The organism is Streptomyces poonensis (genome assembly GCF_014650915.1).
GTDB lineage: Bacteria > Actinomycetota > Actinomycetes > Streptomycetales > Streptomycetaceae > Streptomyces > Streptomyces poonensis.
The window spans coordinates 395,135-417,933 of sequence record NZ_BMVW01000005.1 but is presented as its reverse complement, the minus strand read 5'-3'; the positions used below and the strand labels follow the sequence as shown (position 1 = coordinate 417,933).

At 73.1% G+C, this 22,799-nt stretch carries 15 protein-coding genes and 3 tRNA genes; 9 read left to right on the top strand and 9 right to left on the bottom strand.

The window, feature by feature from the left end:
- Positions 1-32: 32 nt before the first annotated feature.
- Entirely contained in the window at positions 33-713 is a 681-nt protein-coding gene (locus IE242_RS16835) for a SanA/YdcF family protein (RefSeq protein ID WP_189859996.1), read from the bottom strand.
- Positions 714-991: 278 nt separating this feature from the next.
- Here IE242_RS16835 and IE242_RS16830 point away from each other — a divergent pair, with 278 nt between their 5' ends.
- The 5 genes from IE242_RS16830 (at position 992) to IE242_RS16810 (ending at position 8,229) form a co-directional block, all read left to right on the top strand.
- Positions 992-1,765, top strand: a complete 774-nt coding sequence (locus IE242_RS16830; protein WP_189859926.1) for a sirohydrochlorin chelatase — start codon at positions 992-994, stop codon at positions 1,763-1,765.
- Between the two features lie 85 nt (positions 1,766-1,850).
- The gene (locus IE242_RS16825; RefSeq protein ID WP_229858982.1) at positions 1,851-3,212 is read left to right on the top strand and encodes a deoxyguanosinetriphosphate triphosphohydrolase; all 1,362 of its coding nucleotides are present in this window, start codon (positions 1,851-1,853) and stop codon (positions 3,210-3,212) included.
- Positions 3,213-3,456: 244 nt separating this feature from the next.
- The gene (locus tag IE242_RS16820; protein WP_189859923.1) at positions 3,457-4,722 is read left to right on the top strand and encodes an NAD(P)/FAD-dependent oxidoreductase; all 1,266 of its coding nucleotides are present in this window, start codon (positions 3,457-3,459) and stop codon (positions 4,720-4,722) included.
- A gap of 107 nt (positions 4,723-4,829) precedes the next feature.
- Positions 4,830-6,752, top strand: coding sequence for a DNA primase (dnaG, locus tag IE242_RS16815; RefSeq protein ID WP_189859921.1), 1,923 nt, complete (start codon positions 4,830-4,832; stop codon positions 6,750-6,752).
- A gap of 154 nt (positions 6,753-6,906) precedes the next feature.
- Positions 6,907-8,229 carry an RNA polymerase sigma factor gene (locus tag IE242_RS16810; RefSeq protein ID WP_189859919.1) on the top strand — a complete coding sequence of 441 codons (1,323 nt, stop codon included), beginning with the start codon at positions 6,907-6,909 and terminating at the stop codon, positions 8,227-8,229.
- A 1,009-nt stretch (positions 8,230-9,238) separates the two neighbouring features.
- Here IE242_RS16810 and IE242_RS16805 read toward each other — a convergent pair.
- The 4 genes from IE242_RS16805 to IE242_RS16790 form a co-directional block, all read right to left on the bottom strand.
- On the bottom strand, positions 9,239-11,173 hold the full coding sequence (locus IE242_RS16805; protein WP_189859917.1) for an ABC transporter ATP-binding protein: 1,935 nt from the start codon (positions 11,171-11,173) through the stop codon (positions 9,239-9,241).
- Positions 11,173-12,906, bottom strand: coding sequence for an ABC transporter ATP-binding protein (locus IE242_RS16800; protein WP_189859915.1), 1,734 nt, complete (start codon positions 12,904-12,906; stop codon positions 11,173-11,175). Before IE242_RS16800 ends, IE242_RS16805 begins: the two co-directional genes overlap by 1 nt.
- Positions 12,907-13,058: 152 nt before the next feature.
- On the bottom strand, positions 13,059-14,513 hold the full coding sequence (locus IE242_RS16795) for an FGGY family carbohydrate kinase (protein WP_189859913.1): 1,455 nt from the start codon (positions 14,511-14,513) through the stop codon (positions 13,059-13,061).
- Between the two features lie 162 nt (positions 14,514-14,675).
- Positions 14,676-14,987: a YtxH domain-containing protein gene (locus IE242_RS16790; protein WP_189859911.1), complete on the bottom strand. Its 312-nt coding sequence runs from the start codon at positions 14,985-14,987 to the stop codon at positions 14,676-14,678.
- 241 nt (positions 14,988-15,228) lie between these two features.
- Here IE242_RS16790 and IE242_RS16785 point away from each other — a divergent pair.
- The 3 genes from IE242_RS16785 (at position 15,229) to IE242_RS16775 (ending at position 15,635) form a co-directional block, all read left to right on the top strand.
- Positions 15,229-15,301, top strand: a tRNA-Asn gene (locus IE242_RS16785).
- Between the two features lie 5 nt (positions 15,302-15,306).
- Positions 15,307-15,379: transfer RNA gene (locus IE242_RS16780), tRNA-Asn, on the top strand.
- A gap of 182 nt (positions 15,380-15,561) precedes the next feature.
- Positions 15,562-15,635 (top strand) — tRNA-Ile (locus IE242_RS16775).
- A 702-nt stretch (positions 15,636-16,337) separates the two neighbouring features.
- On the opposite strand, the gene IE242_RS16770 is transcribed toward IE242_RS16775, so the two are convergent.
- The 4 genes from IE242_RS16770 to IE242_RS16755 all read right to left on the bottom strand — a co-directional run bounded on the left by IE242_RS16770 (position 16,338) and on the right by IE242_RS16755 (position 21,867).
- Entirely contained in the window at positions 16,338-17,375 is a 1,038-nt protein-coding gene (locus IE242_RS16770) for a rod shape-determining protein (protein WP_189859910.1), read from the bottom strand.
- A 198-nt stretch (positions 17,376-17,573) separates the two neighbouring features.
- Positions 17,574-18,932 carry a carboxyl transferase domain-containing protein gene (locus tag IE242_RS16765; RefSeq protein WP_189859908.1) on the bottom strand — a complete coding sequence of 453 codons (1,359 nt, stop codon included), beginning with the start codon at positions 18,930-18,932 and terminating at the stop codon, positions 17,574-17,576.
- Positions 18,925-20,406, bottom strand: coding sequence for an acyl-CoA synthetase (locus tag IE242_RS16760; RefSeq protein WP_189859906.1), 1,482 nt, complete (start codon positions 20,404-20,406; stop codon positions 18,925-18,927). Before IE242_RS16760 ends, IE242_RS16765 begins: the two co-directional genes overlap by 8 nt.
- 57 nt (positions 20,407-20,463) lie before the next feature.
- Positions 20,464-21,867 carry an SLC13 family permease gene (locus IE242_RS16755; RefSeq protein WP_189859904.1) on the bottom strand — a complete coding sequence of 468 codons (1,404 nt, stop codon included), beginning with the start codon at positions 21,865-21,867 and terminating at the stop codon, positions 20,464-20,466.
- A 200-nt stretch (positions 21,868-22,067) separates the two neighbouring features.
- Between IE242_RS16755 and IE242_RS16750 the strand changes: the two genes are divergently transcribed.
- Positions 22,068-22,784: a FadR/GntR family transcriptional regulator gene (locus IE242_RS16750; protein WP_189859902.1), complete on the top strand. Its 717-nt coding sequence runs from the start codon at positions 22,068-22,070 to the stop codon at positions 22,782-22,784.
- Positions 22,785-22,799: the final 15 nt, after the last annotated feature.

Below are 22,799 nucleotides of genomic sequence, written 5' to 3'. Positions count from 1 at the left end.
GGGAGGGACGCCGACGTGAGGAACCGAGGACTTCACCGCGCCTCGGCCAGTGCCCGTTCCACCCCCGGTTCCTCCGGTCCCAGGAAGTGGGGGTCCGGCTCCAGCACCGCGTCCAGGGCCGCCTTGCCCGCCGCGAACATCTCCCGGGCGGCCCCGTAGTACCAGGTCACGTCGTGCCGGTCGGCGACCCCGATGCCGTACGACCGCACACCCGCCTGCTCGCACAGGGCCACCGCACGGCGGATGTGGAAGCCCTGGCTGATCAGGACGGCCTCGTCGACACCGAAGATCTTCCGGGCGCGTACGCACGAGTCCCAGGTGTCGAAGCCCGCGTAGTCGCTGACGATGCGCGCGTCCGGCACGCCGTGGTCGGTGAGATAGGCGCGCATGGCGTCCGGCTCGTCGTACTCCGCACGGCTGTTGTCACCGGTGACGAGGAGCACCTCGACGCGTCCCTCGCGGTACAGCCGCGCCGCCGCGTCCAGCCGCCGGGCGAGGTACGGGGAGGGCTCGCCGTCCCACAGGCCCGCGCCGAAGACCACGGCGACGTCGGTGCGCGGCACGTCCTCGGCGGTCCGCAGCCGGTCGGAGGTCGCCGTGAACAGCCACGCCGAGGGCAGCAGCGCCAGCACGCACAGCAGCATCACCGCCTGCACGGCCCGCCGCTGTACGGTGCGGGAGCGGGCATGTGCACGGATGCGCGGCAGATGCATGGTGTGGGCCCCCGGTTCCGTCGTGTCCGTCGTGTCCGTCGTGTCCGTCGTGTCCGTCGCGTCCGTCGCGTTCGTCGTGCCGTCCGCCTCGGCCAACGAAGACGCCGCCTTCGAAGATCCGGTTCTCCCCGGGCACGCACGTGACCAGCCTCACGTCCGGACCGTGAAGCCTCAGGTCACCGCCCCTCACAGGGCGTGTCCCCCCGCGGTGAACCCCCGGAAAACACCCGTGACGCCCGTGCAACGGAGCAGCAACCTGGTGTCCCGAGGATCGGTCCATGAACCGGATCAGCCCCGCATCCCCCGCCCTCGTCCTCGTGGCGCACGGCAGCCGCGACCCCCGCGCGCTGTCGACCGTACGGGCCCTGATCGAGCGGGTGCGCGGGCAGCGGCCCGGGCTGCCCGTGCATCTCGGGCACATCGAGCTGAACGCGCCCCTGCTCCCCGACACCCTCGCCGGCCTGGCCTCCCTCGGGGACCGGGCGGCCGTGCTCGTACCGCTGCTGCTCAGCCGCGGCTACCACGTCAAGCGGGACATCCCGGAGATCGCGGCCGCCTCCGGGGTCCGCGCCCGGTTCGCGGCGCCGCTCGGCCCGCACCCGCTGCTCGTCGAGACGCTCCACGAGCGGCTCGTGGCGGCCGGGTGGCGGCCCCCGGCGACCGACGCCGAGCGCGCGGCGAGCGGGGTCGTGCTCGCCGCCGCCGGATCGCGCGACCCCGACGCGGCCACCGACACCGGCCGCACGGCCGCGCTCCTCGCCGACCGTCTCGGCGTCCCGGTCGTCCCCGCGTACGCCTCCGCCGCCGCGCCCACCGTGCCCGAGGCCGTACGGGCCCTCGCCGCCCGGGGCCGTCACCGGGTCGCCGTCGCCTCGTACTTCACCGCGCCCGGCCGGTTCGCCACCGAGTGCGCCGAGGCGGCCCCCGGTGTCGCCGCCGCCCCGCTCGGCGCCCACCCGGCCCTGGCCCGCCTGGTCCTCCACCGCTACGACGAGGCCCTCGCGACGACGAGGGCCGGCTCCGCCGCGGAACCGGCCCTGGCATCGGCCTGACGTACGCCGCCGGACCGGACCGCCCCCCTCCGCCCGGCCGGATCGCCACGTCCCGTTCGACGGCCACGGCGTCTACTGTCGGTATATGGCAGGTATCGCACCCCAGGAGCACCAGACGGACGGGGCGAACTGGGTGAAAAGGACGAACGGGACGAACGAACACCACGTCGCCCCCGGCGGTTACGACGACGCCGACGTCGAACGCTGGGCCGCCGAACCCGACAAACGCCCCGGCCGCACCGCCTTCCAGCGCGACCGCGCCCGCGTCCTGCACTCCGCGGCGCTGCGCCGGCTGGCCGGGAAGACCCAGGTGGTCACGCCCGGCACGCGCACCCCGGCCTGGGACGCCAGCCCCCGCACCCGGCTCACCCACTCCCTGGAGTGCGCGCAGGTCGGCCGCGAGCTCGGTGCCGCCCTCGGCTCCGACCCGGACCTCGTCGAGGCGGCCTGTCTCTCCCACGACCTCGGTCATCCGCCCTTCGGGCACAACGGCGAACAGGCCCTCAACGAGTTCGCCGAGGACTGCGGCGGCTTCGAGGGCAACGCCCAGTCGCTGCGCCTGCTCACCCGGATCGAGCCGAAGCGTTTCACCACCGACCCGGCCTCCGGTGAACCCGTGAGCGTGGGCCTCAACCTCACCCGCGCCACCCTCGACGCCGCCACCAAGTACCCCTGGCCGCGCGGCGCCCACCCCAGCGACCCCGCGTCGCCCAAGTTCGGGGTGTACGAGGACGACCGGCCGGTCTTCGACTGGGTCCGCGAGGGCGCCCCCGGCCACCGCACCTGCTTCGAGGCACAGATCATGGACTGGTCGGACGACGTGGCGTACTCGGTGCACGACGTCGAGGACGGCCTGCACGCCGGGCACATCGACCCGGGCTGTCTGCACGCCGAGCCCGAACGGCAGGCGGTCTTCGCCGTGGCTGTCGGGCGTTACGTCCCGGCCGGCACCGATACCGCCGAACTCGCCGAGGCCCTCGACCGGCTGCTGGACCAGGAGTGGTGGCCGCACGGCTACGACGGTTCGGCCGTCGCGCAGGCCCGGCTCAAGGACGCCACCAGCCAGCTCATCGGCCGCTTCTGCCTGGCCGCGGAGGGCGCCACCCGGGCCGCGTACGGAGGTGGGCGCCTCACCCGGTACGCCGCCGAGCTCGTCGTACCGCGCGCGACCCGTCTGGAGTGCGCCGTGCTCAAGGCCGTCGCCGACCTGTACGTGATGCAGCGCGCCGAGCAGGAGCGGCTCCGCGCCGACCAGCGGATCGTCGTCGCCGAACTGGCCGAGGCGCTCACCGCCCGGGCGCCCGCCGGCCTCGAGCCGCAGTTCCGCGCGCTGTTCGCACAGGCGCCCGACGACCGTGCCCGCAAGCGGGTGATCGTCGACCAGATCGCCTCCCTCACCGACGCGTCGGCGCGCTCACTGCACGCGAGGCTCACGCGGCCCGTGTGATCGACGTGGGCCGTACGACCCATGCGCAGTAGGTGATCTCTGTGGTTTCGTGTGCCGTGAGCGACTCCGAAGAGGGACGAATGTGACCCTCCGTGGCCTGATCGGGCCACAACCCCTTCCCGCGCCACGCTCCGTGCGGGACGCTCGCAGGGAACATCCGCCGCGGCGTCCGGCGTGACGTCCGCGGTGACACGCGCACAGTTCGAACTGGGGGCCACCCCTACACCCCCGCAGGAGGCATCAAGTGGTCGACGCGGATCAGACATTCGTCATCGTCGGAGGAGGACTGGCCGGCGCCAAGGCGGCCGAGACGCTCCGCGCGGAGGGCTTCACCGGGCGCGTGATACTGATCTGCGACGAGCGTGACCACCCCTACGAACGCCCGCCGCTGTCCAAGGGCTTCCTGCTCGGCAAGGACGAGCGCGACAGCGTCTTCGTGCACGAGCCGTCCTGGTACGCGCGCAACGACGTCGAGCTGCACCTCGGCCAGACCGTCGACGCGATCGACCGCGTCGCGAGGACCGTCCGCTTCGGCGACGACGGCACCCTCGTCCACTACGACAAGCTGCTGCTCGCCACCGGCGCGGAACCCCGCCGCCTGGACATCCCGGGCACCCACCTCGCGGGCGTCCACCACCTGCGCCGGCTCGCCCACGCCGAGCGCCTGAAGGGCGTGCTCGCCGCGCTCGGCCGGGACAACGGCCACATCGTGATCGCGGGCGCCGGCTGGATCGGCCTGGAGGTCGCGGCGGCGGCCCGTACGTACGGCGCCGAGGTCACCGTCGTCGAGCCCGAGCCCACCCCGCTGCACGGCGTCCTCGGCCCCGAGATCGGCACCCTCTTCGCCGAGCTGCACCGCGAGCACGGCGTCCGTTTCCACTTCGGCGCCCGGCTGACGGAGATCGTCGGCCAGGACGGCATGGTGCTCGCCGCCCGCACGGACGACGGCGAGGAGCACCCCGCGCACGACGTGCTCGCCGCGATCGGCGCGGCACCCCGGGTCGCCCTCGCCGAGGCGGCGGGCCTGGAACTGGCCGACCGCGCGCGGGGCGGCGGCATCGCGGTGGACGAGCGGCTGCGCACGTCCGACCCGCACATCTTCGCGGCCGGCGACGTGGCGTCCTTCCCGCACCGGCTGTTCGACCGGCGGCTGCGCGTCGAGCACTGGGCCAACGCCCTCAACGGCGGCCCGGCCGCGGCCCGCGCGATGCTCGGCAGGGACGTCAGCTACGACCGCGTGCCCTACTTCTTCTCCGACCAGTACGACCTGGGGATGGAGTACAGCGGGTGGGCGCCGCCCGGCACGTACGACGAGGTGGTGATCCGCGGGGACGCGGCGAAGCGTGAGTTCATCGCGTTCTGGGTGCGGGAGGGCCGGGTGCTGGCCGGGATGAACGTGAATGTGTGGGACGTCACAGAGACGATCCAGAGCCTGATCCGCGCCGGGGTCCAGGTGGAGCAGGAGAGGCTCGCGGACCCGCGCGTTCCCTTGGAGAGCCTGGTCCCGTAGCGGCCGGCCGGCACCGTGCCCGGGGTGCGGCAGCGCACCCCGGAGGTGCCCGGCAGGTGCCCCGCAGGCATCCCGGAGATGTCAGTGGACCCCCGTAGAATTCACGCGTGGCAGGACGGATCAACGACGAGGACGTGAAGGCGGTACGGGACGCGGTCCCGATCGACGCCGTGGTGTCCGAGTACCTCCAGCTGCGCAACGCGGGCGGCGGCAACCTCAAGGGCCTGTGCCCCTTCCACGACGAGAAGTCGCCGTCCTTCCAGGTCAGCCCCAGCAAGGGCCTCTTCCACTGCTTCGGCTGCCAGGAGGGCGGCGACACCATCACGTTCGTGATGAAGGTCGACCACCTGTCCTTCTCGGAGGCCGTCGAGCGCCTCGCCGCCCAGGCCGGGATCACCCTGCGCTACGAGGAGGGCGGCTACAACCCCGCCCACCAGCGCGGCGAGCGCATCCGCCTGGTCGAGGCGCACAAGCTGGCCGCCCAGTGGTACGCGGAGCAGCTGGCCACCAGCCCCGAGGCGGACACCGGCCGCGCCTTCCTCGCCGAGCGCGGCTTCGACCAGGCGGCGGCCGAGCACTTCGGCGTCGGCTACAGCCCGCAAGGATGGGACCACCTCACCCGCTACCTCCGCGGCAAGGGTTTCAGCGACAAGGAGCTGATCCTCTCCGGCCTCTCCCAGGAGGGCCGCCGCGGCCCCATCGACCGCTTCCGCGGCCGCCTGATGTGGCCCATCCGCGACATCGGCGGCGAGGTCGTCGGCTTCGGCGCCCGCAAGCTGTACGAGGCGGACAACGGCCCCAAGTACCTGAACACCCCCGAAACGGCGATCTACAAGAAGTCGCAGGTCCTGTACGGCATCGACCTCGCCAAGAAGGACATCGCCAAGGCCAGCCGGGCGGTCGTCGTCGAGGGCTACACCGACGTCATGGCCTGCCACCTCGCGGGCGTCACCACGGCCATCGCGACCTGCGGCACGGCCTTCGGCGGCGAGCACATCAAGATCCTGCGCCGCCTGCTGATGGACAACGGCAGCGCACGCGTCATCTTCACCTTCGACGGCGACGCGGCCGGCCAGAAGGCGGCCCTGCGCGCCTTCGAGGACGACCAGAAGTTCGCCGCCGAGACGTACATCGCCATCGCGCCCGACGGCATGGACCCCTGCGACCTGCGCCTGGCCAAGGGCGATGAGGCGGTCGCGGACCTGGTCGAGCCACGCACCCCCCTCTTCGAGTTCGCCCTCCGCCAGATCGTCGCCCGCTACGACCTCGACACCCCCGCCGGGCGTGCCGCGGCGCTCGACGAGGCGGCCCCGGTCGTGGCCCGCATCAAGAACAGCGGCGCCCAGCACGAGGTCGCCGTGCAGCTCGCCGGCATGCTCGGCATCCTCGACACGCAGTTCGTGGTCAGACGGGTCGCCCAGCTGGCGCGCTGGGCGCGCGATCGCGGCGGCCGCGGGCCCGCGCCGTCGTCCTCCCGGACGCGCGGGGAGCACGCACAGTACGCGCAGTACGAGGCGGCCCCCCGCCCGGCCTCCCCGGGCCCGTCCCTGACCCTCCGCAACCCCGTGTACGCCACCGAGCGCGAACTGCTGAAACTCGCCCTCCAGCGCCCGGAGCTGGTCTCCCCGGCCTTCGACGCGTACGGGGTCGACGAGTTCACCGCCGCGCCGTACGCCGCCGTGCGCCAGGCCATCCTGGACGCGGGCGGCGCCGAGTACGGGACGCGCGACCCGCAGGAGTACCTGGTCCAGGTGCGCGAGGCCGCCCCGGACGACACGGTGCGGGCCATGGTCACGGAGCTGGCCGTGGAGGCGATCCTGCGCAAGACGGTCGACGAGGCGTACGCGGGCGAGCAGCTCGTCACCGTCCGCCGCCGGGCCGTCGAGCGGCGCGTCCGCGACGTCCAGAGCGCCCTGACCCGGCTCGGCCAGCACGCCGACCCGGCCGAGTTCGCCGCCGTGCAGAACGAACTGTGGGTCCTCCAGCAGTACGACCAGGCGCTGCGGGAGCGGGGCGCGGAAGCGCTGTAGGGCCCCCGTCCCAGCCGTCCGCCATTCAAGGTGTTTCACCCGCGGGCGGCTGCGTACCCGTACGTCAGGGTAACCAGGTGGTCACGGACCGGACTCAAAAAGTCACCGCACGCCCCTCGTGGCGGCGATGTGTCGTACTCCACACTGGGTTCCGGTGCCTGAGTCCTCGGAGCGCGGCCGACCCGTCCCCGACGGGTCCGTGATCCCCGCGGTTCCGCTCACTGACTACGGGACGGCTGTCGGCGAGGCCGGCGACGCCATCCCCGACGTACCGCTGCCGCACGCTGGGGCAGCGACATTCCTGGAGGTCGCCCCCGTGCAGACCCAGACCCAGACCCTCACCCAGACCGACATCAGTACGGACGGTACGGAGCTCGACGCGGAGACCGACGCCATCTCGGCGGTGCCCGCGCAGAGCCGCGCCGTGCACCACCCCGACGCGGAGCCGCAGGGACCACCGCCGGACTTCGACGAGCAGGAGCCGCCCGCGGGCGCCGCGGACACGACAGAGGCACCGGACCCCGTGGAACCCGTGGATCCGCCGCGCACCCGTACCGAGACGAGCGGCCCGTCCTCCGACCTGTTCCGCCAGTACCTCCGGGAGATCGGCCGCATCCCCCTCCTCACGGCCGCCGAGGAGGTCGAACTGGCCCGGCGCGTGGAGGCCGGCCTGTTCGCGGAGGAGAAGCTGGGCAGCACGCCCGACCTGGACACCCAACTGGCCTCGGACCTCGACAAGCTGGTCGTGATGGGCCGCATGGCCAAGCGCCGCCTGATCGAGGCGAACCTGCGCCTGGTGGTGTCGGTCGCCAAACGGTACGTGGGGCGCGGCCTGACGATGCTGGACCTGGTCCAGGAGGGCAACCTGGGCCTGATCCGGGCGGTCGAGAAATTCGACTACGCGCGCGGCTACAAGTTCTCCACGTACGCCACGTGGTGGATCCGCCAGGCCATGTCTCGTGCCCTGGCCGACCAGGCCCGCACGATACGCGTCCCCGTCCACGTGGTGGAACTGATCAACCGGGTCGTCCGCGTCCAGCGCCGCATGCTGCAGGAACGCGGCTACGAGCCCACCCCGGAGGAGGTGGCCGCGCACCTGGACCTGCCCTCCGAGCGGGTCAGCGAGGTCCTGCGCCTGGCCCAGGAGCCGGTGTCCCTCCACGCCCCCGTCGGCGAGGAGGACGACGTGGCCCTCGGCGACCTGATCGAGGACGGCGACGCGACGAGCCCTGTCGAATCGGCGGCGTTCCTGCTCCTGCGCGAACACCTGGAAGCGGTCCTGTCGACGCTCGGGGAACGCGAACGCAAGGTGGTCCAGCTCCGGTACGGCCTGGTGGACGGCCGCCCGCGCACGCTGGAGGAGATAGGGCGCATCTTCGGCGTGACGCGCGAACGCATCCGCCAGATCGAGTCCAAGACCCTCAACAAACTGAGGGACCACGCGTTCGCGGACCAGCTGCGCGGCTACCTGGACTGAGGGATCCTCGCCCCCGCCGCCCCTACCCGTCCCATCCCCAGGGGCTGCGCCCCTTCGACCCGCTTGGGGGCTGCGCCCCGGACCCGCTTGGGGGCTGCGCCCCGAGCCCCGCTGGGCTGCGCTCCGGGCCCTGCAGGATTGCGCCCAGGATCCGACCTGGGCTGCGCTCTTGGCCCCACCGGGCTGCGCCTCGGGATCCCGCCGAGCTGCGCTGGGGATCTTGCCGGGCTGGCTCCGGGCCCTGCGGGGCTGCATCGGATCTGGCGGGGGCTGCGCTTCGGGGACCCTGCAGGATTGGCCCAGGATCCGACCTGGGCTGCGCTCGGGATCGCGCCGGGCTGCGCCCCGGGCTCCGCCGGGCTGTGCTCCGGATCCCGCTGGGCCATGCCCCGGGCTGCATCGGTTGCGCTCCGGGCCCTGCTGGGCTGCGTCGGATCCGGCGGGGCTGCGCTTCGGGGGCCCTGCAGGATTGCGCCCAGGGTCCGACCTGGGCTGCACCCCGGGCTCCGCCGGGCTGTTTCTCCGGATCCCGCTGGGCCCCGCCCCGGGCCGCACCGGTTGCGCTCCGGGCCCTGCGGCGCTGCGCTCCGGATCCCACCCGGGCTGCACTCCGGGCCCCGCCGGGCTGCGCCCCAGGCCCCACGAGGCCCCGGGCTGCGCCCCAGGGCCCCACCGGGCTGCACCTCGGACCGGCACCGGCGCTGCGCCGCAAACCCCACCGGCAGTCCGGCCCCAGGGCACCTACTTCGTGTGCCCGAGGCATGGGATCCGGCCGGCCCTGGACCGGGACTGAGCCCAGGCCCGGGCTCCGGCCGCGGACCCGGCCAGGGCTCCGCCCGAGACCGTGCCTCACGCGGCGTCTCAAGCGCCGGACGGGCTGGTCTCAGCCCGTCCGGCGCTTGAGGACGAGGCCGTCAGGCCGACAGCGGGGGCTGGGGGCGCAGCCCCCAGGGATGGGACGGGTAGGGGCGGCGGGGGCGAGAGACCTCTGGGCCAGAGACTCCTGGGCTCAGTCCACCTCCGCCACCGCCTGCGCGAACTGCGCCTTGTACAGGCGTGCGTACGCCCCGCCCGCCGCCAGCAGCTCCTCGTGCGCCCCCTGCTCCACGATCGAGCCGTTCTCCATGACCAGGATCGTGTCCGCGTCCCGGATGGTGGACAGCCGGTGGGCGATCACGAAGGACGTCCGCCCGTGGGCGAGCTTCGCCATCGCCTTCTGGATCAGCACCTCCGTACGGGTGTCGACCGAGCTCGTCGCCTCGTCGAGGACGAGGATCACCGGGTCCGAGAGGAACGCCCGCGCGATCGTGATCAGCTGTTTCTCGCCCGCGCTCACCCCCGTCCCCTCGTCGTCGATCACCGTGTCGTACCCGTCCGGCAGCGTCCGGACGAACCGGTCCGCGTGCGCCGCCCGCGCCGCCTCCTCGATCTCCCCGCGCGTGACCTCCCGCGACGCGCCGTACGCGATGTTCTCCGCGATCGTGCCCCCGAACAGCCAGGTGTCCTGGAGGACCATCCCGATCCCCGCCCGCAGCTCGTCCCGCGACATCTTCGCCACGTCCACGCCGTCCAGCGTGATCCGGCCGCCCGTGACCTCGTAGAAGCGCATGAGGAGGTTCACCAGCGTCGTTTTGCCGGCTCCCGTCGGGCCGACGATCGCCACCGTCTGCCCGGGCTCCACCGTCAGCGACAGGTCCTCGATCAGCGGCTTGTCGGGGTCGTAGCGGAAGGAGACCTTCTCCAGCGCCACCCGCCCGCGCAGCTCCCCGGGACGCGCCGCCGCCTCCGGCAGCGGGTCCGGCCCCTGCTCCTCCGCGTCCAGCAGCTCGAAGATCCGCTCGGCAGACGCGATGCCGGACTGCACCAGGTTCGCCATCGACGCGACCTGCGTCAGCGGCATCGAGAACTGGCGGGAGTACTGGATGAAGGCCTGGACGTCGCCGATCGACAGGGCACCGGACGCCACCCGCAGCCCGCCGACCACCGCCACCAGCACATAGTTCAGGTTCGAGACGAACATCATCAGCGGCTGCATCACCCCGCTGTTGAACTGGGCCTTGAAGCCCGCCTCGTACAGCCGCTCGTTCTCCTCCGCGAACTGCTTCGCCGACTCCTCCTGCCGCCCGAACACCTTCACCAGCGTGTGCCCGGTGTACATCTCCTCGATGTGCGCGTTGAGCGCCCCCGTCGTCCGCCACTGCGCCACGAAGTGCGGCTGCGAGCGCTTGCCGACCCGGGTGGCGACGACGAACGACAGCGGCACCGTCACCAGCGCGACCAGCGCCAGCAGCGGGGACACCCAGAACATCATCACCAGCACGCCCACGATGGTGAGCAGCGAGTTCACCAGCTGGCCGAGCGACTGCTGCAGCGTCTGGCCGATGTTGTCGATGTCGTTCGTCGCCCGGCTGAGGACCTCGCCGCGCTGCCGCTGGTCGAAGTACGACAGCGGCAGCCGGGACAGCTTCGCCTGCAGGTCCTCGCGCAGCCGGCCCACCGTGAGGTTGATGGCCCGGTTGGCGAGCCGGGTCGCCGCCGCCATCAGCAGCCCGGCTCCCGCGAACACGCACAGCGCGAGCAGCAGGACGTTCCCGACCGCCCCGAAGTCGATGCCCTCGCCGGGCGTGAAGTCCGTGCCGCTCAGCATGTCGGCGACGCCCTCGTCCCCGCGCTCCCGCATGGACGCGAGGACCTGCTCCTTGGTGGCGCCCTCGGGCATCTGCCGGCCGACCACACCCGCGAAGACGAGGTCCGTCGCCCGGCCCAGGATCCACGGGCCCAGGACCGACAGTCCGACGCTCAGCACGGCGCACGCCAGCATCACCAGCATGGTGGTCCGCTGGGGGCGGAACTGCGCGAGCAGCCGCTTGCCGGACCCCTTGAAGTCCATGGACCGCTGATCGGGGCCGGTCCCGGCCATCATCCGTCCCACCGGCCCGGCCATCAGGCAGCCTCCGCTTCCGTGAGCTGGGAGAGCACGATCTCCCGGTACGTCTCGTTGTCCGCCATCAGCTCGTGGTGCCGTCCCGTGCCCACGACCCGGCCCTCGTCGAGGACCACGATCCGGTCGGCGTCCCGGATGGTCGCCACCCGCTGGGCGACGATCACCACGGTCGCCTCGGAGGTCTCGCGGGCGAGCGCCGCGCGCAGCGCCGCGTCCGTGGCGTAGTCGAGCGCGGAGAAGGAGTCGTCGAAGAGGTAGATCTCCGGTCGCTGGACCAGGGTGCGGGCGATCGCCAGACGCTGGCGCTGGCCGCCCGAGACGTTCGTGCCGCCCTGCGCGATCGGGGAGTCCAGCCCCTGCTCCAGGCCCGTCACGAACTCCTTCGCCTGCGCCACCTCCAGCGCGTGCCACAGTTCCTCGTCGGTGGCGTCCGGATTGCCGTACCGCAGATTGCTGGCGACGGTACCCGCGAACAGGTACGGCTTCTGCGGCACCAGCCCCACCGTCCGCGCCAGCAGCGCCGGGTCGATCGTCGTCACGTCCACGCCGTCCACCAGCACCTCGCCCTCGGTGGCGTCGAACAGCCGCGGCACCAGCCCCAGCAGGGTGGACTTGCCGCTGCCCGTGGACCCTATGACCGCGGTCGTCTCACCCGGCCGGGCGAGCAGGTCGACGGCCCTCAGCACCGGTTCCTCGGCACCCGGGTAGCGGAAGCCGCCGCCACGGATCTCCAGTGTCCCGTGCCGCCGCAGCTCCCGGACCGGCGCGGTGGGCGGGACGACGCTGCTGTCGGTGCCCAGCACCTCCTGGATGCGCTCGGCGCACACCTCCGCGCGCGGCACCATCATGAACATGAAGGTGGCCATCATCACGGACATGACGATCTGCATGAGGTAGGCGAGGAACGCCGTCAGCGCGCCGATCTGCATCCCGCCGCTGTCGATCCGGTGGGCGCCGAACCACACGACCGCGATGGACGACAGGTTCACCACCGTCATGACGATCGGGAACATCAGCGCGAGCAGCCGCCCGGTGCCGAGGGACACCTCCGTCAGCTCGGCGTTGGCGCCCCCGAAGCGCTTCTTCTCGTAGGCGTCCCGGACAAAGGCGCGGATCACCCGGTTGCCGGTGATCTGCTCGCGCAGCACCCGGTTCACGGTGTCGAGCCGGTCCTGCATGGTGCGGAAGAGGGGACGCAGCCGCCGCACGATCAGGCTCACCGAGATGCCGAGCACCGGCACGACGGCCAGCAGCACCCCGGACAGCGGCACGTCGAGGCCGAGCGCCATCACGATGCCGCCCACGCACATGATCGGCGCCGACACCATCAGCGTGAACGTCATCAGGGCCAGCATCTGCACCTGCTGGACGTCGTTCGTGGTCCGCGTGATCAGCGAGGGCGCCCCGAAGTGACCGACCTCACGCGCGGAGAACGACTGCACTCGGTCGAACACGGCCGCCCGGATGTCCCGGCCGACCGCGGACGCCGTACGGGCGCCGTAGTACACGGCGCCGATGTTGCACACGACCTGGACGAGCGAGACGCCGATCATCACGCCGCCGAAGGACAGGATGTAACCGGTGTCGCCCGCCACCACGCCCTCATCGATGATGTCGGCGTTGAGCGTGGGCAGGTAGAGGCTGGCACACGTCTGCACGAACTGCAGCAGCACCAGGACCGCTATGGGTTTTTTGTACGGACTCAGATAGGTCCGCAGCAGTCTTATGAGCACGCGAGGTCTCTCGTCGTCGACAGGGACAGGGGCTGGATGCACCAGCCCCCATCGTCGAACACTCCACCCGCGTTACCTCAACCGATTAATCCAAGAGGGGACCAAGGTTTGGTGATGCCTCGGTCCTTCTGCCTGCGCCGCCGCCCGGCGCCCTACGCCCCGAACGCCCCCGGATGCGTCTGCTCGCGCACCGACACGTACTGCTGGCGCACCGCCTGGCCCACGGCCAGTTCCTCGCCCGGCTCCAGGACCTGCGCCGGCGCGCCCCGCCAGGCCGGCGGGGTGTGCGGGTCGAGGGTGCCCTGGGAGACGCCGAGCGCCCAGGCCGCCTGCCGGGCCGCGCCGACCGCCGCGTAGTCGCCGGGCTGCGGCACGACCACCTGCGCCCCGAACAGCGCGGGCGCCGCCGCCTGCACGGCCGGCAGCTCCGCCACCGCGCCCAGCAGGAAGACCCGCCGTACGTCGACCCCGCGCCCGCGCAGCACGTCCAGCGCGTCCGCGAGCCCGCACAGCATGCCCTCGAACGCGGCCCGCGCCAGGTGCTCCGGCTTCATCGACTCCCGCCGCAGCCCGGTCAGCGTGCCCGCGGTGTGCGGCAGGTTCGGCGTGCGCTCGCCCTCCAGATACGGCAGCAGCACCAGCCCGTGGGAGCCCGGCGTCGACTTCATCGCCAGGTCGGACAGGCTCTCCAGATCGGGCAGCCCGAGCAGCTCGGCGGTGCCGCGCAGGGTCCGTACGGCGTTCAGGGTGGTCACGACGGGCAGGTGCATGCCCGTGGCGTCGGCCAGTGAGGTGATCATCCCGCTGGAGTCGACGAGTGCCTCGGGGTGCACGGCCATCACGGACCCGGAGGCGCCCAGCGACACCACCGCGTCCCCCAGCCCGATGCCCAGCCCGAAGGCGGCGGCCATGGTCTCGCCGGTCCCGGCGGAGATCAGCAGCCCCTCCGGGGTCGTACCGGCCGCCTCGGAGGGCCCGAGCACCTCGGGCACCATCGCCTGGTGCCCGAGCGCCAGCTCGACGAGATCCGTCCGGTACGAGCCGGCCGCCGCCGACCAGTACCCCGTACCGGAGGCCCCGCCCCGGTCCGTGGTCCGTCTCACGGGCCGCCCCAGCAGCTGCCACACCAGCCAGTCGTGGGCCTGGAGCAGCACCGCCGTCTGCGCCGCGTTCTCCGGCTCCGTCCGCGCCAGCCAGCGCAGCTTCGTCACGGGCTGCTGCGCCTGCGGTACGCACCCCACGGCCTCGGCCCAGGCCTGCCGCCCGCCGAGCCCGTCGACCAGGTCGGCCGCGGCGACCTGCGCCCGCTTGTCACCGCCGACGAGCGCGGGCCGCACGGTGTTGCCCTGCGCGTCGAGGGGGACCAGCCCGTTCTGCTGCGCCGAGACCCCGATCGCCTGCACGCCCTCGAGCAGCCCTCCGCCGGCCGCCTCGCCCAGGGAGAGCAGCCACGCCTGCGGATCGACGTCGGAGGGGCGGCCACCGCTCGCCGTCTTCTCCAGCGGATGCGCGGCGTACCCCTGCCTGAGCACGGCCCCCGTGTCCGTGTCGCAGACGACGATACGTGTGAAATCAGGCGAACTGTCCAACCCGGCGACTATCCCCATGGCGGAAATTCTGCCGCACGGGAAGAGGTGGACGTGCCGCCGGAACGGTACGGGGCACCGGCCGACCTGGTGATCGCCCGGTGCCCCGCTGTCCGTGCCTGTCCGTGTGCCCGGGGGCCAGGTGCTGCCGGCCCCCTGGCCTGCCGTCAGGTGTTGCTGCCGTCAGGTGTTGCTGGTTCCCCAGTCGTCCTGACCGCCGGCGCCCGCGCCCGCGTGGCGCTCGCGCAGCGTGCGCACCCGGCCGGCGACCGAGTCGGGCATGCGGTCGCCGACCCTCTCGCTCACCGCGTGGTACGCCTTGCCCGCGAAGGTGCGCCCCTGCTGGGCCGCCGACTCGGCGGTGTTGCGCACCGCGGGGTTCTGCGCGATCTGCCGGGCTGATTTCTTCAGCTGCTCGTAGCGCTCGCGCCCGGCCCGCGTGCCCAGCACGTAGCCCAGGGCCAGTCCGGCGACGAACGTGAGCCGGTAGAGCATGGCGGCCACCTTCCTTGCGTCTGCGAGTGAGTCTGCCTCGGTTGCGTATGCGTCTGCGTCGGTTCTGGTCGGTCCTGCGTACAGCTGCGGCACTCGTGGAACAGCCGGTCCGCACGTCGGAGCCGTCGCACAGGAGTACCGATTGGCGGAGCACCCCCCTGCTTGCGCTAATGTATGTGTCGCAGCGAGCGAGCGCCCCCTGGCGGATACCCAGGTAGGTACGTTCGATGCACCGAGGCATTCCTCCGTAGCTCAATTGGCAGAGCAGCCGGCTGTTAACCGGCAGGTTACTGGTTCGAGTCCAGTCGGGGGAGCTCGATCCTCCGTAGCTCAATTGGCAGAGCAGCCGGCTGTTAACCGGCAGGTTACTGGTTCGAGTCCAGTCGGGGGAGCAGCCCGAACAAGGACCCCTTGAGGGGTCCTTTTTCATGTCGTCTTCCTTGTCCCGGTGGAACCGCTGGGCCCCTGGTGAAGTCCTGGTGGGCAGGTGAAGCCGACCATCCGAAGCAGGAGATCGTATGAGCGGCTATGCTGCGGCAGACGGCGCGCACAAATGTGCGCGGCGCGCCGTATCGGGGCGGTAGCTCAGCCGGTTAGAGCAGCGGACTCATAATCCGTCGGCCGTGGGTTCGAGTCCCACCCGCCCCACCCTGCGCCTCCCGTGCAGAAACGATGTGTACTGCCACATCGCATCGCCCTGACTGGTTTCCACCAGTCGGGGCGCAGCTATTTCCGGGGCCGTGTGCGCGGCACGGGACCGGTGGACGGGCCGACTGCGACACGCGTCACACCGTCGGCGGGACGGCCGCCGTGACGCCTCCACGAGGGCCTGTGAGGGGGCCTGCGCCCCTCCCCGGCCCCTACCGCGGGAAGCGGGGCGAAGGCGGACGACTCCCTCCGTGGAGGAATGAGGAGTGCCTCCGTGGGCACGATCGTGGGCACGATCGTGGGCACGATGTGCCAGGTCGCGGCGGCGAGGGGGTTGGTCGCACACCGACACGGACACGTATGGGACACACGGACGCACCAAGCGCAGGGATATATCGGGCACAGCATCGGGAGGCCGTCATGAACCACCGGATTCGTATCCAGACCAGCCGTCGGCCTTCCGCTCCGCGCGACACCACCATCGACCGGCGGACGCCCTCGGGGCGGGTGCTGCCCTACTGACGTACGCCGGGGCATCGCACGGCGGGGTGGGCGGGGCATGCCGCAGGGGCGGCCGGGACAGCCAGGACGCGCGCGGGACGTATGCGGACGTACGCAGGATGTGCGGCACAGGGCACCAGGGTGACCGGCCCGCGGCGGGCGCGGGGGAGTGATCCGGGCCGGCCGGCCCGGCCCGTCGGCTCAGCCCGTCAGCGTGTGCAGCTCCAGCGGCTGGATGCGGCCCTCCAGCATGGCGCCGAGGCCCTCGATCGCGCAGACGTCGGGACGCTCGGCGATGTGCACCGGCATGCCCGTCGCCTGCCGCAGCATCTGGTCGAGGCCCGGCAGCAGCGCGCTGCCGCCGACCATCACGATGCCGCGGTCGGCGAGGTCGGCGACCAGGTCGGGCGGGCACTCCCGGAGCACCTTGCCGACGCCGTCGAGCACCGCGGTCAGCGGGGTCTGGATGGCGTCCCGCACGGCCGCGGTGTTCACCCGGACGGAACGGGCCAGCCCGGTCGCCACATCCCGCCCGTGGATGTCGGTGAAGGCGGGCCCCTGCGCGGTGAGCCCGTTCCCGGAGAGGGCGACCTGCAGCGGCCGTACCGACTGGCTGGGCAACTGGAGGTCGTGCCGGAGGCGCAGGTGCTGCACGATCGCGTGGTCGACGGCCTCGCCGCCCACCGGGACGCGCTGGGCCGTCACGATCGAGCCGAGGGAGAGCACGGCGAGCTGGGTGGCGGCCGCGCCGCAGACCATGACCATGGTGGCCTCCGGGCGCTCGACCGGCAGCTCGCAGCCGACCGCCGCCGCGATGAGCGTGTCGACGAGCTCCACCCGCCGGGCGCCGAGGCCGACCAGCGTCTCGATCGTCGCCCGCCGGGCGAGCGGGTCCGCGTCGTGCGGAGTGCAGGCCGCCCCGCGCAGGAAGGGCTTGCGGCGCAGCGTACGGCGCATCTTGTCGCCGATCAGCTGGCGCAGCATGCGCTGGGCCATCTCGATGTCGACGACGCTGCCGCCCGAGACGGGCCGGACCACACGGATGTAGTCGGGCGTACGGCCCGTCATCCGCTCGGCCAGCTCGCCCACCGCGATCAGCGCACCGGTCCTCGTGTTCACGGCGGCCACGCTCGGCTGGTCGACGACGAGTCCTGCGCCCTTGATGTAGACGCGGCTCCGGGCCGCGCCCAGATCGACGGCGAAATGGCAGCGGCGCAGCTGGTCCAGACTGGCGGTCATGGCGGTTCCTCCCGAGTGCACAGACCGTGACGGGCCGTGAGTTGCGGTCTCCCTTGCATCGTGCGGGGCACGCGCGCGGGACGCCTTCCGCGGAGGGCCGGATGGGGTGCCGCCGGACGGGTGATTCCACCGCGGCCGGCGGGGAGCGTGCGCGGCAGGGGCGGCGCGGCGGCGTGCCCCTCCCGGTCCGGCGCGGGATCAGCCGGGCGGCCGGGGGGAGGCCGGCCCGGTGATGCCCCGGACGATGCCCAGGTCCACCAAGTCCTGGGGTCTCACCCGGAGTTGGTCCGCCGTGGCGCGCACCTGGTCCTCGGGGCGCTTGAGGATGGCCGCGGCCAGCTCGGGGGCGATCACGGAGAAGTAGCTGTCCGGGGTCGCCCAGGTGTTGCCGGGCGCGGCCAGCGCGAGCGCCCCGCCCGAGCCGCCCTCGCCGATCACCAGCGTGGTGACCGGTGTACGGGCGGTGGCGACCGCCTCGAACAGGTCCGCGATGGCCCCGCCCGCGCCCTGCCGCTCGGCCTCCGCGTCGTTGGCGGCGCCCGGCGTGTCCACCAGGGTCAGCACGGGTATGCCCAGCCGGCCCGCGAGGCGGATCAGCCGGGCGGCCGTGCGGTACCCGGCGGGCCGGGTCGCGGTCCCGTCCTGGGCCGCGTACGCGACGGTCCGCCCCTCGTGCTCGCCGAAGCCGCACAGCATGCCCGGGTCGGTGCCGCCGCAGCGGTCGCCGCCGATGGCCGCGCGGCGGGTGAAGTAGGCGTCCAGGTAGGCCTCCGCGCGCGGGCGTTCGAGGGAGCGGGCGCGGGCCACGGCCTCCCAGCCGGTGGCCGGGAGCCCGGCCGTCCGGCCGAGCGGCGCCGGTGGTGGCGGCGCGGGCCGCGGGGACGGCCGGTCGAGCAGTGCCAGCCACAGCGCCAGCGTCTCGCGCAGTTCTTCGGGCCGTACGACCGCGTCGGCCGCGCCCGCCGCCACCTGCGCCTCGGCCGTGTACGCCGCCGGGTCCGCGTCCGGCGGGCGGACCCGGGAGCCGGCGAAGCCCACCTGGGCGCCCGGCAGCGCCAGCACCACGTCGGCGCCCGCGCCCAGCGTGGCCCAGCCGCCGCCCGTCGTCGGATCGCGCACCACGGCGATCTGCGGCAGTCCCGCCGCCCGGGTCAGGGCCGACTGCCGGGCCACGCGCTGGAGCTGGACCAGCGCGCGCATGCCCTCCTGCATCCGGCTGCCGCCCGTCGCGACGAGCGGGACGACCGGCAGCCGCTGCTCGCGCGCGTACTCGTGCGCCGCCTCCAGCAGGTCCCCGGTGCGGGTCCCCAGCGATCCGCCCAGGAAGCCGAACTCGAAGGCGAGCACCACCGCCGCCGTACCGCCGATCACCGCGCGCCCGCAGACGACGGACTCCTCCTCGCCGGTGCGCGCGGCGGCACGGGCACGCGCGGCGCCGTAGCCCGCCCAGCCGAGGGGGCCGTCGGGGGACCGGTGCCCGGCGACGGGTGCGGGCAGCGGTGTGAAGTCGTCCGTGACCAGGGCGACGATCTCGCGGGCGGACAGGCGCTCAGCCATGGCCGGCGACGTCCTCGTGGGCGTCCTTCAGGGCCCGCTTCATGATCTTGCCCATGTCGTTGCGGGGGAGGGAGCCGAGGAAGCGCACGGTGCGGGGCCGCTTGTGCGGGGCGAGGCGGTCGGCCACGTGCCGGGTCAGCTCGGCGGCGAGCGTGTCGTGCGGCTGCTCACCGGGCACCACCCAGGCCACGATGCGCTCGCCCAGATCGTCGTCCGGCTCGCCCGTGACGGCGGCCTCGCGGACGGCGGGGTGTTCGAGGAGGGCGTTCTCGATCTCCCCGGCCCCGATCTTGTAACCGCCGCTCTTGATCAGGTCGGTGGCCTTGCGGCCGACGATCCGGACGTATCCGTCGGGGTCGCGGACCGCCATGTCCCCGGTGCGGAACCAGCCGTCGGCGGTGAACGCGGCGGCGGTGGCGTCCGGCCGGTTCAGGTACTCGGTGAACAGGTTCGGCCCCCGCACCTGGATCTCGCCGACGGTCTCCCCGTCGTACGCCGCGACGGGCGTGCCGTCCTCCTCCACCAGCCGCAGCTCCACGCCGGGCAGCGGGACGCCGACGGTGCCCGCGCGCGGCTCGCCGTCCGCGCGCACGCTCGTGTTCATCAGCGTCTCCGTCATGCCGTACCGCTCGATCACCCGCCGCCCGGTCGCCGCGGTGATGCGTTCGTGGTCGTGCACCGGCAGCGCGGCCGAGCCGGAGACGAGCAGCCGCGCCCCGCCCAGCGCCGCGGCCAGCGCGGGCTCGCCGGGCAGGGCCTCCGCGAGGCGGTGGTACATCGTCGGCACGCCGAACAGCATGGTCGCGCCCTCGGTCAGCTCCCGGGCCACGCCCGCCGTGTCGAACCGGCCCAGGTGCCGTACGGAGCCGCCGCGCCGCAGCGGGCCGAGGGTGCCCAGGATCAGTCCGTGGACGTGGAAGAGCGGCAGCGCGTGGACGAGCACGTCGTCGCCGGTCCACTGCCAGGCGTCGGCCAGCGCGTCCAGGGTGGCGGCGATCGCCCGGCGCGGGATGACGGCGCCCTTGGGCGGGCCGGTGGTGCCGGAGGTGTAGACGACGAGGGCGGGGTGGCCGGGGGCGAGGTCCGTGGGTGGCGGGTTCTCGCCCGGTGCGTGCACGTCGACGTCGATGCGCGTCAACTGATCGAGGGTGGAGGGGAGGTCGCTGCCCGGTGTGGTGAGGATCAGTTCCGGGGCGCTGTCCTTGACGATGTGCCCCAGCTCGCTCTCGCCCGACTTGGGGTTGAGCGGGACGGCGGGCACTCCCGCCAGCAGCGCGGCGACGACTGCGACCGCCGTCTCGAGTGTGGGCGTCGCCCATACGGCGACACGGTCGGCGCCCCTGATCCGGCCGGCCAACGCACCGGCGGCCGCCGCGAGTTGCCCGTACGTCAGGGAGTGCGCGCCGAACCGCAGGGCGGGCCGGTCGGCCGTGGCCGGGAGGTCGCCGGCCAGGGCCGGGAAGAGAGGGGACACGCGTCGTACTCCTTCGTCGATCACAGTTCGTGAGGCGGTTCGTGGAACAGTCCGAGGTCATCCCCAGCCGGGCACGACCAGCACCAGCCAGGCCGCCGCGGGCACCACCGCGACCACGATCCCTCCGTACACCATCAACTGCCGGAAGAAACGCTCACGGTCGACGTCCGGTGCCGCGGCGAGCACGAGGGCGCCGTTTGTCGAGAACGGGCTTACATCCACGACGGTCGCCGACACGGCGAGCGCCGACACCATGCCGATTGCGCCGATTTCGCCCTGCGCCAGGAACGGCACCGCCAGCGGGATCAGCGCGCCCATGATGCCCACCGACGAGGCGAACGCCGAGACGAGCGCGCCGATGTAGCAGAGCAGCACCGCGGCCAGCAGCGGGACGCCGATGCCGCCGACGCCCTCGCCGGCCCAGGTGATGGTGCCCATCTCGTCCAGGACGCCGACGTAGGTGAGGACACCGCAGATCAGCAGCACCGTGGGCCAGGCGATCTGCCCGACCGCGGTCCGGCTGTCCGCCGGCCAGACGGCGCTCAGCAGCACGGCCAGGGTGATCGAGGCGAGGCCCGCGTCGAGATCGAAGCCGAGGACGGCGACGACCAGGGCGACCAGGGCGGCGAGGGTGGCGGCGCGGGCGGGGGTGAGGCGGGTGCCGGGGGCGTCCTCGGCGCGGGCCGGAGTGGAGGGGGCTGTGGTGGTGGGGGCCGTGGTGGTGACCGTGGCGGCGCGGGTCCCGCCGGAGCCCCTGCCGGTGCCGGCGGTGTCTCTGCCGGTGTCGGTGGCTCCTCCGCCGGTGCCGGTGCTTGTCGCGTTCCCGTCGCCCCGGTCGGTGGTCACGGTCCCCCGCGCCCACAGCTTCAGCCCGCCGAAGAGGACGAACACGACGCCCGCGATGACGAGGTTGGCGACGAGGGAGGCCAGGAAGAGCGTGATCTCGCTGCCGGGCAGCCGCTCCCGCTCGACGATGCCGTTGACGATCGAGCCGTAGATGCTGATCGGTGAGAAACCCCCGGCCTGCGCGCCGTGCACGACCATCGTGCCCATCAGCAGCGGGCTGATCCCGTACCGGGCGGAGAAGCTCAGCGCGACGGGTGCGACGATCGCGACGGCGGCCGGACTGACCGCGCCGATCGCGGTCAGCACGCCGGTGAGGGCGAACATCACCCAGGGGATGAGCGCGACCCGCCCGCGCACCAGCCGGATCGCGGCGTGCACCAGCCAGTCGGTGGTGCCGTTGGCGCGGGCGATGGCGAAGAGGTACGTGACGCCGACGAGGACGACGAACAGGTCGCCGGGGAAGCCGGCGAAGACGCCGTCCGCGTCGAGTCCGGCGACGAGCCCGCCCACGCCGAAGGCGGCGGCGAAGGCGAGGGCGCCCATGTTGACCGAGCGCGTGGTGGCGATGACGAACACCACGACGAGCACGAGGATCGAGATGAGTTCGGGGGACATACGGGCTCCCGTCGTTGGGTCCCGGAGCGGTCGGGGCATCGTGGGCGCAGCCATTGGCCAAGTGGCTGAGCCAATTCGGGGTACTGGCCGGTCAGCGTGGACCCGGTGCGGAAGCTGGTCAAGGGGTCACGCGGAAATTGGCTCAGCCACTCGGCCACTCATGGGCGCGGTGTTACGCTCCCGAGGAGAGGGGGGACCCCGTGACCGACGCCCTGCGTCCCATGACGAAGCAGCGCCTCTACGAGCAGGTGCTCGACCGTCTGCGCCAGTACGTCGCCGAGGGCGGGCTGCGCGCCGGGGACCGCCTGCCGCCCGAGCGCGACCTCGCCCAGCGCCTCGGCGTCAGCCGCGCCTCGGTGAAGCAGGCGATCGTGGTCCTGGAGGTGCAGGGCCTGGTGGAGGCGCGGCACGGCGGCGGGACGTATCTCGTCCGCGACAGCCTCGACGTCGAGCCCGTGGAGCAGCTCGTCGAACGCCGGCGGCGCCTGCCCGACGTGCTGGAGGCCAGGGAGGCCCTGGAGACCAAGCTCGCCGAACTCGCCGCCGAGCGCCGTACGGAGGAGGATCTCGCCGCCATCCGGTCCGCGCTCGCGCACATGGAGCGGGAGATCGAGGAGGGCGCGCACGGGGTGGAGGGCGACCGCCTGTTCCACGCGGCGGTGACGGCGGCGGCGCACAGCGGTCTGCTCGCCGAGTTCATGCGCTCCATCGCCGAGCAGATCGCCGAGAGCCGCACCGAGTCCCTGCGCCAGCCGGGCCGCCCCCACCGCTCCCTGGCCCAGCACCGGGCCATCCTCGACGCCGTCGCCGGCCGGGAGCCGAAGCGGGCGGCCGCCGCGATGCGCCGTCATGTGCGGACGGTGGCGAAGGTGCGGCTGCTGGACTGGGACCCGGAGGAGGAGCGGGAGGAGCGGTAGGAAGCGGGCCCGGTG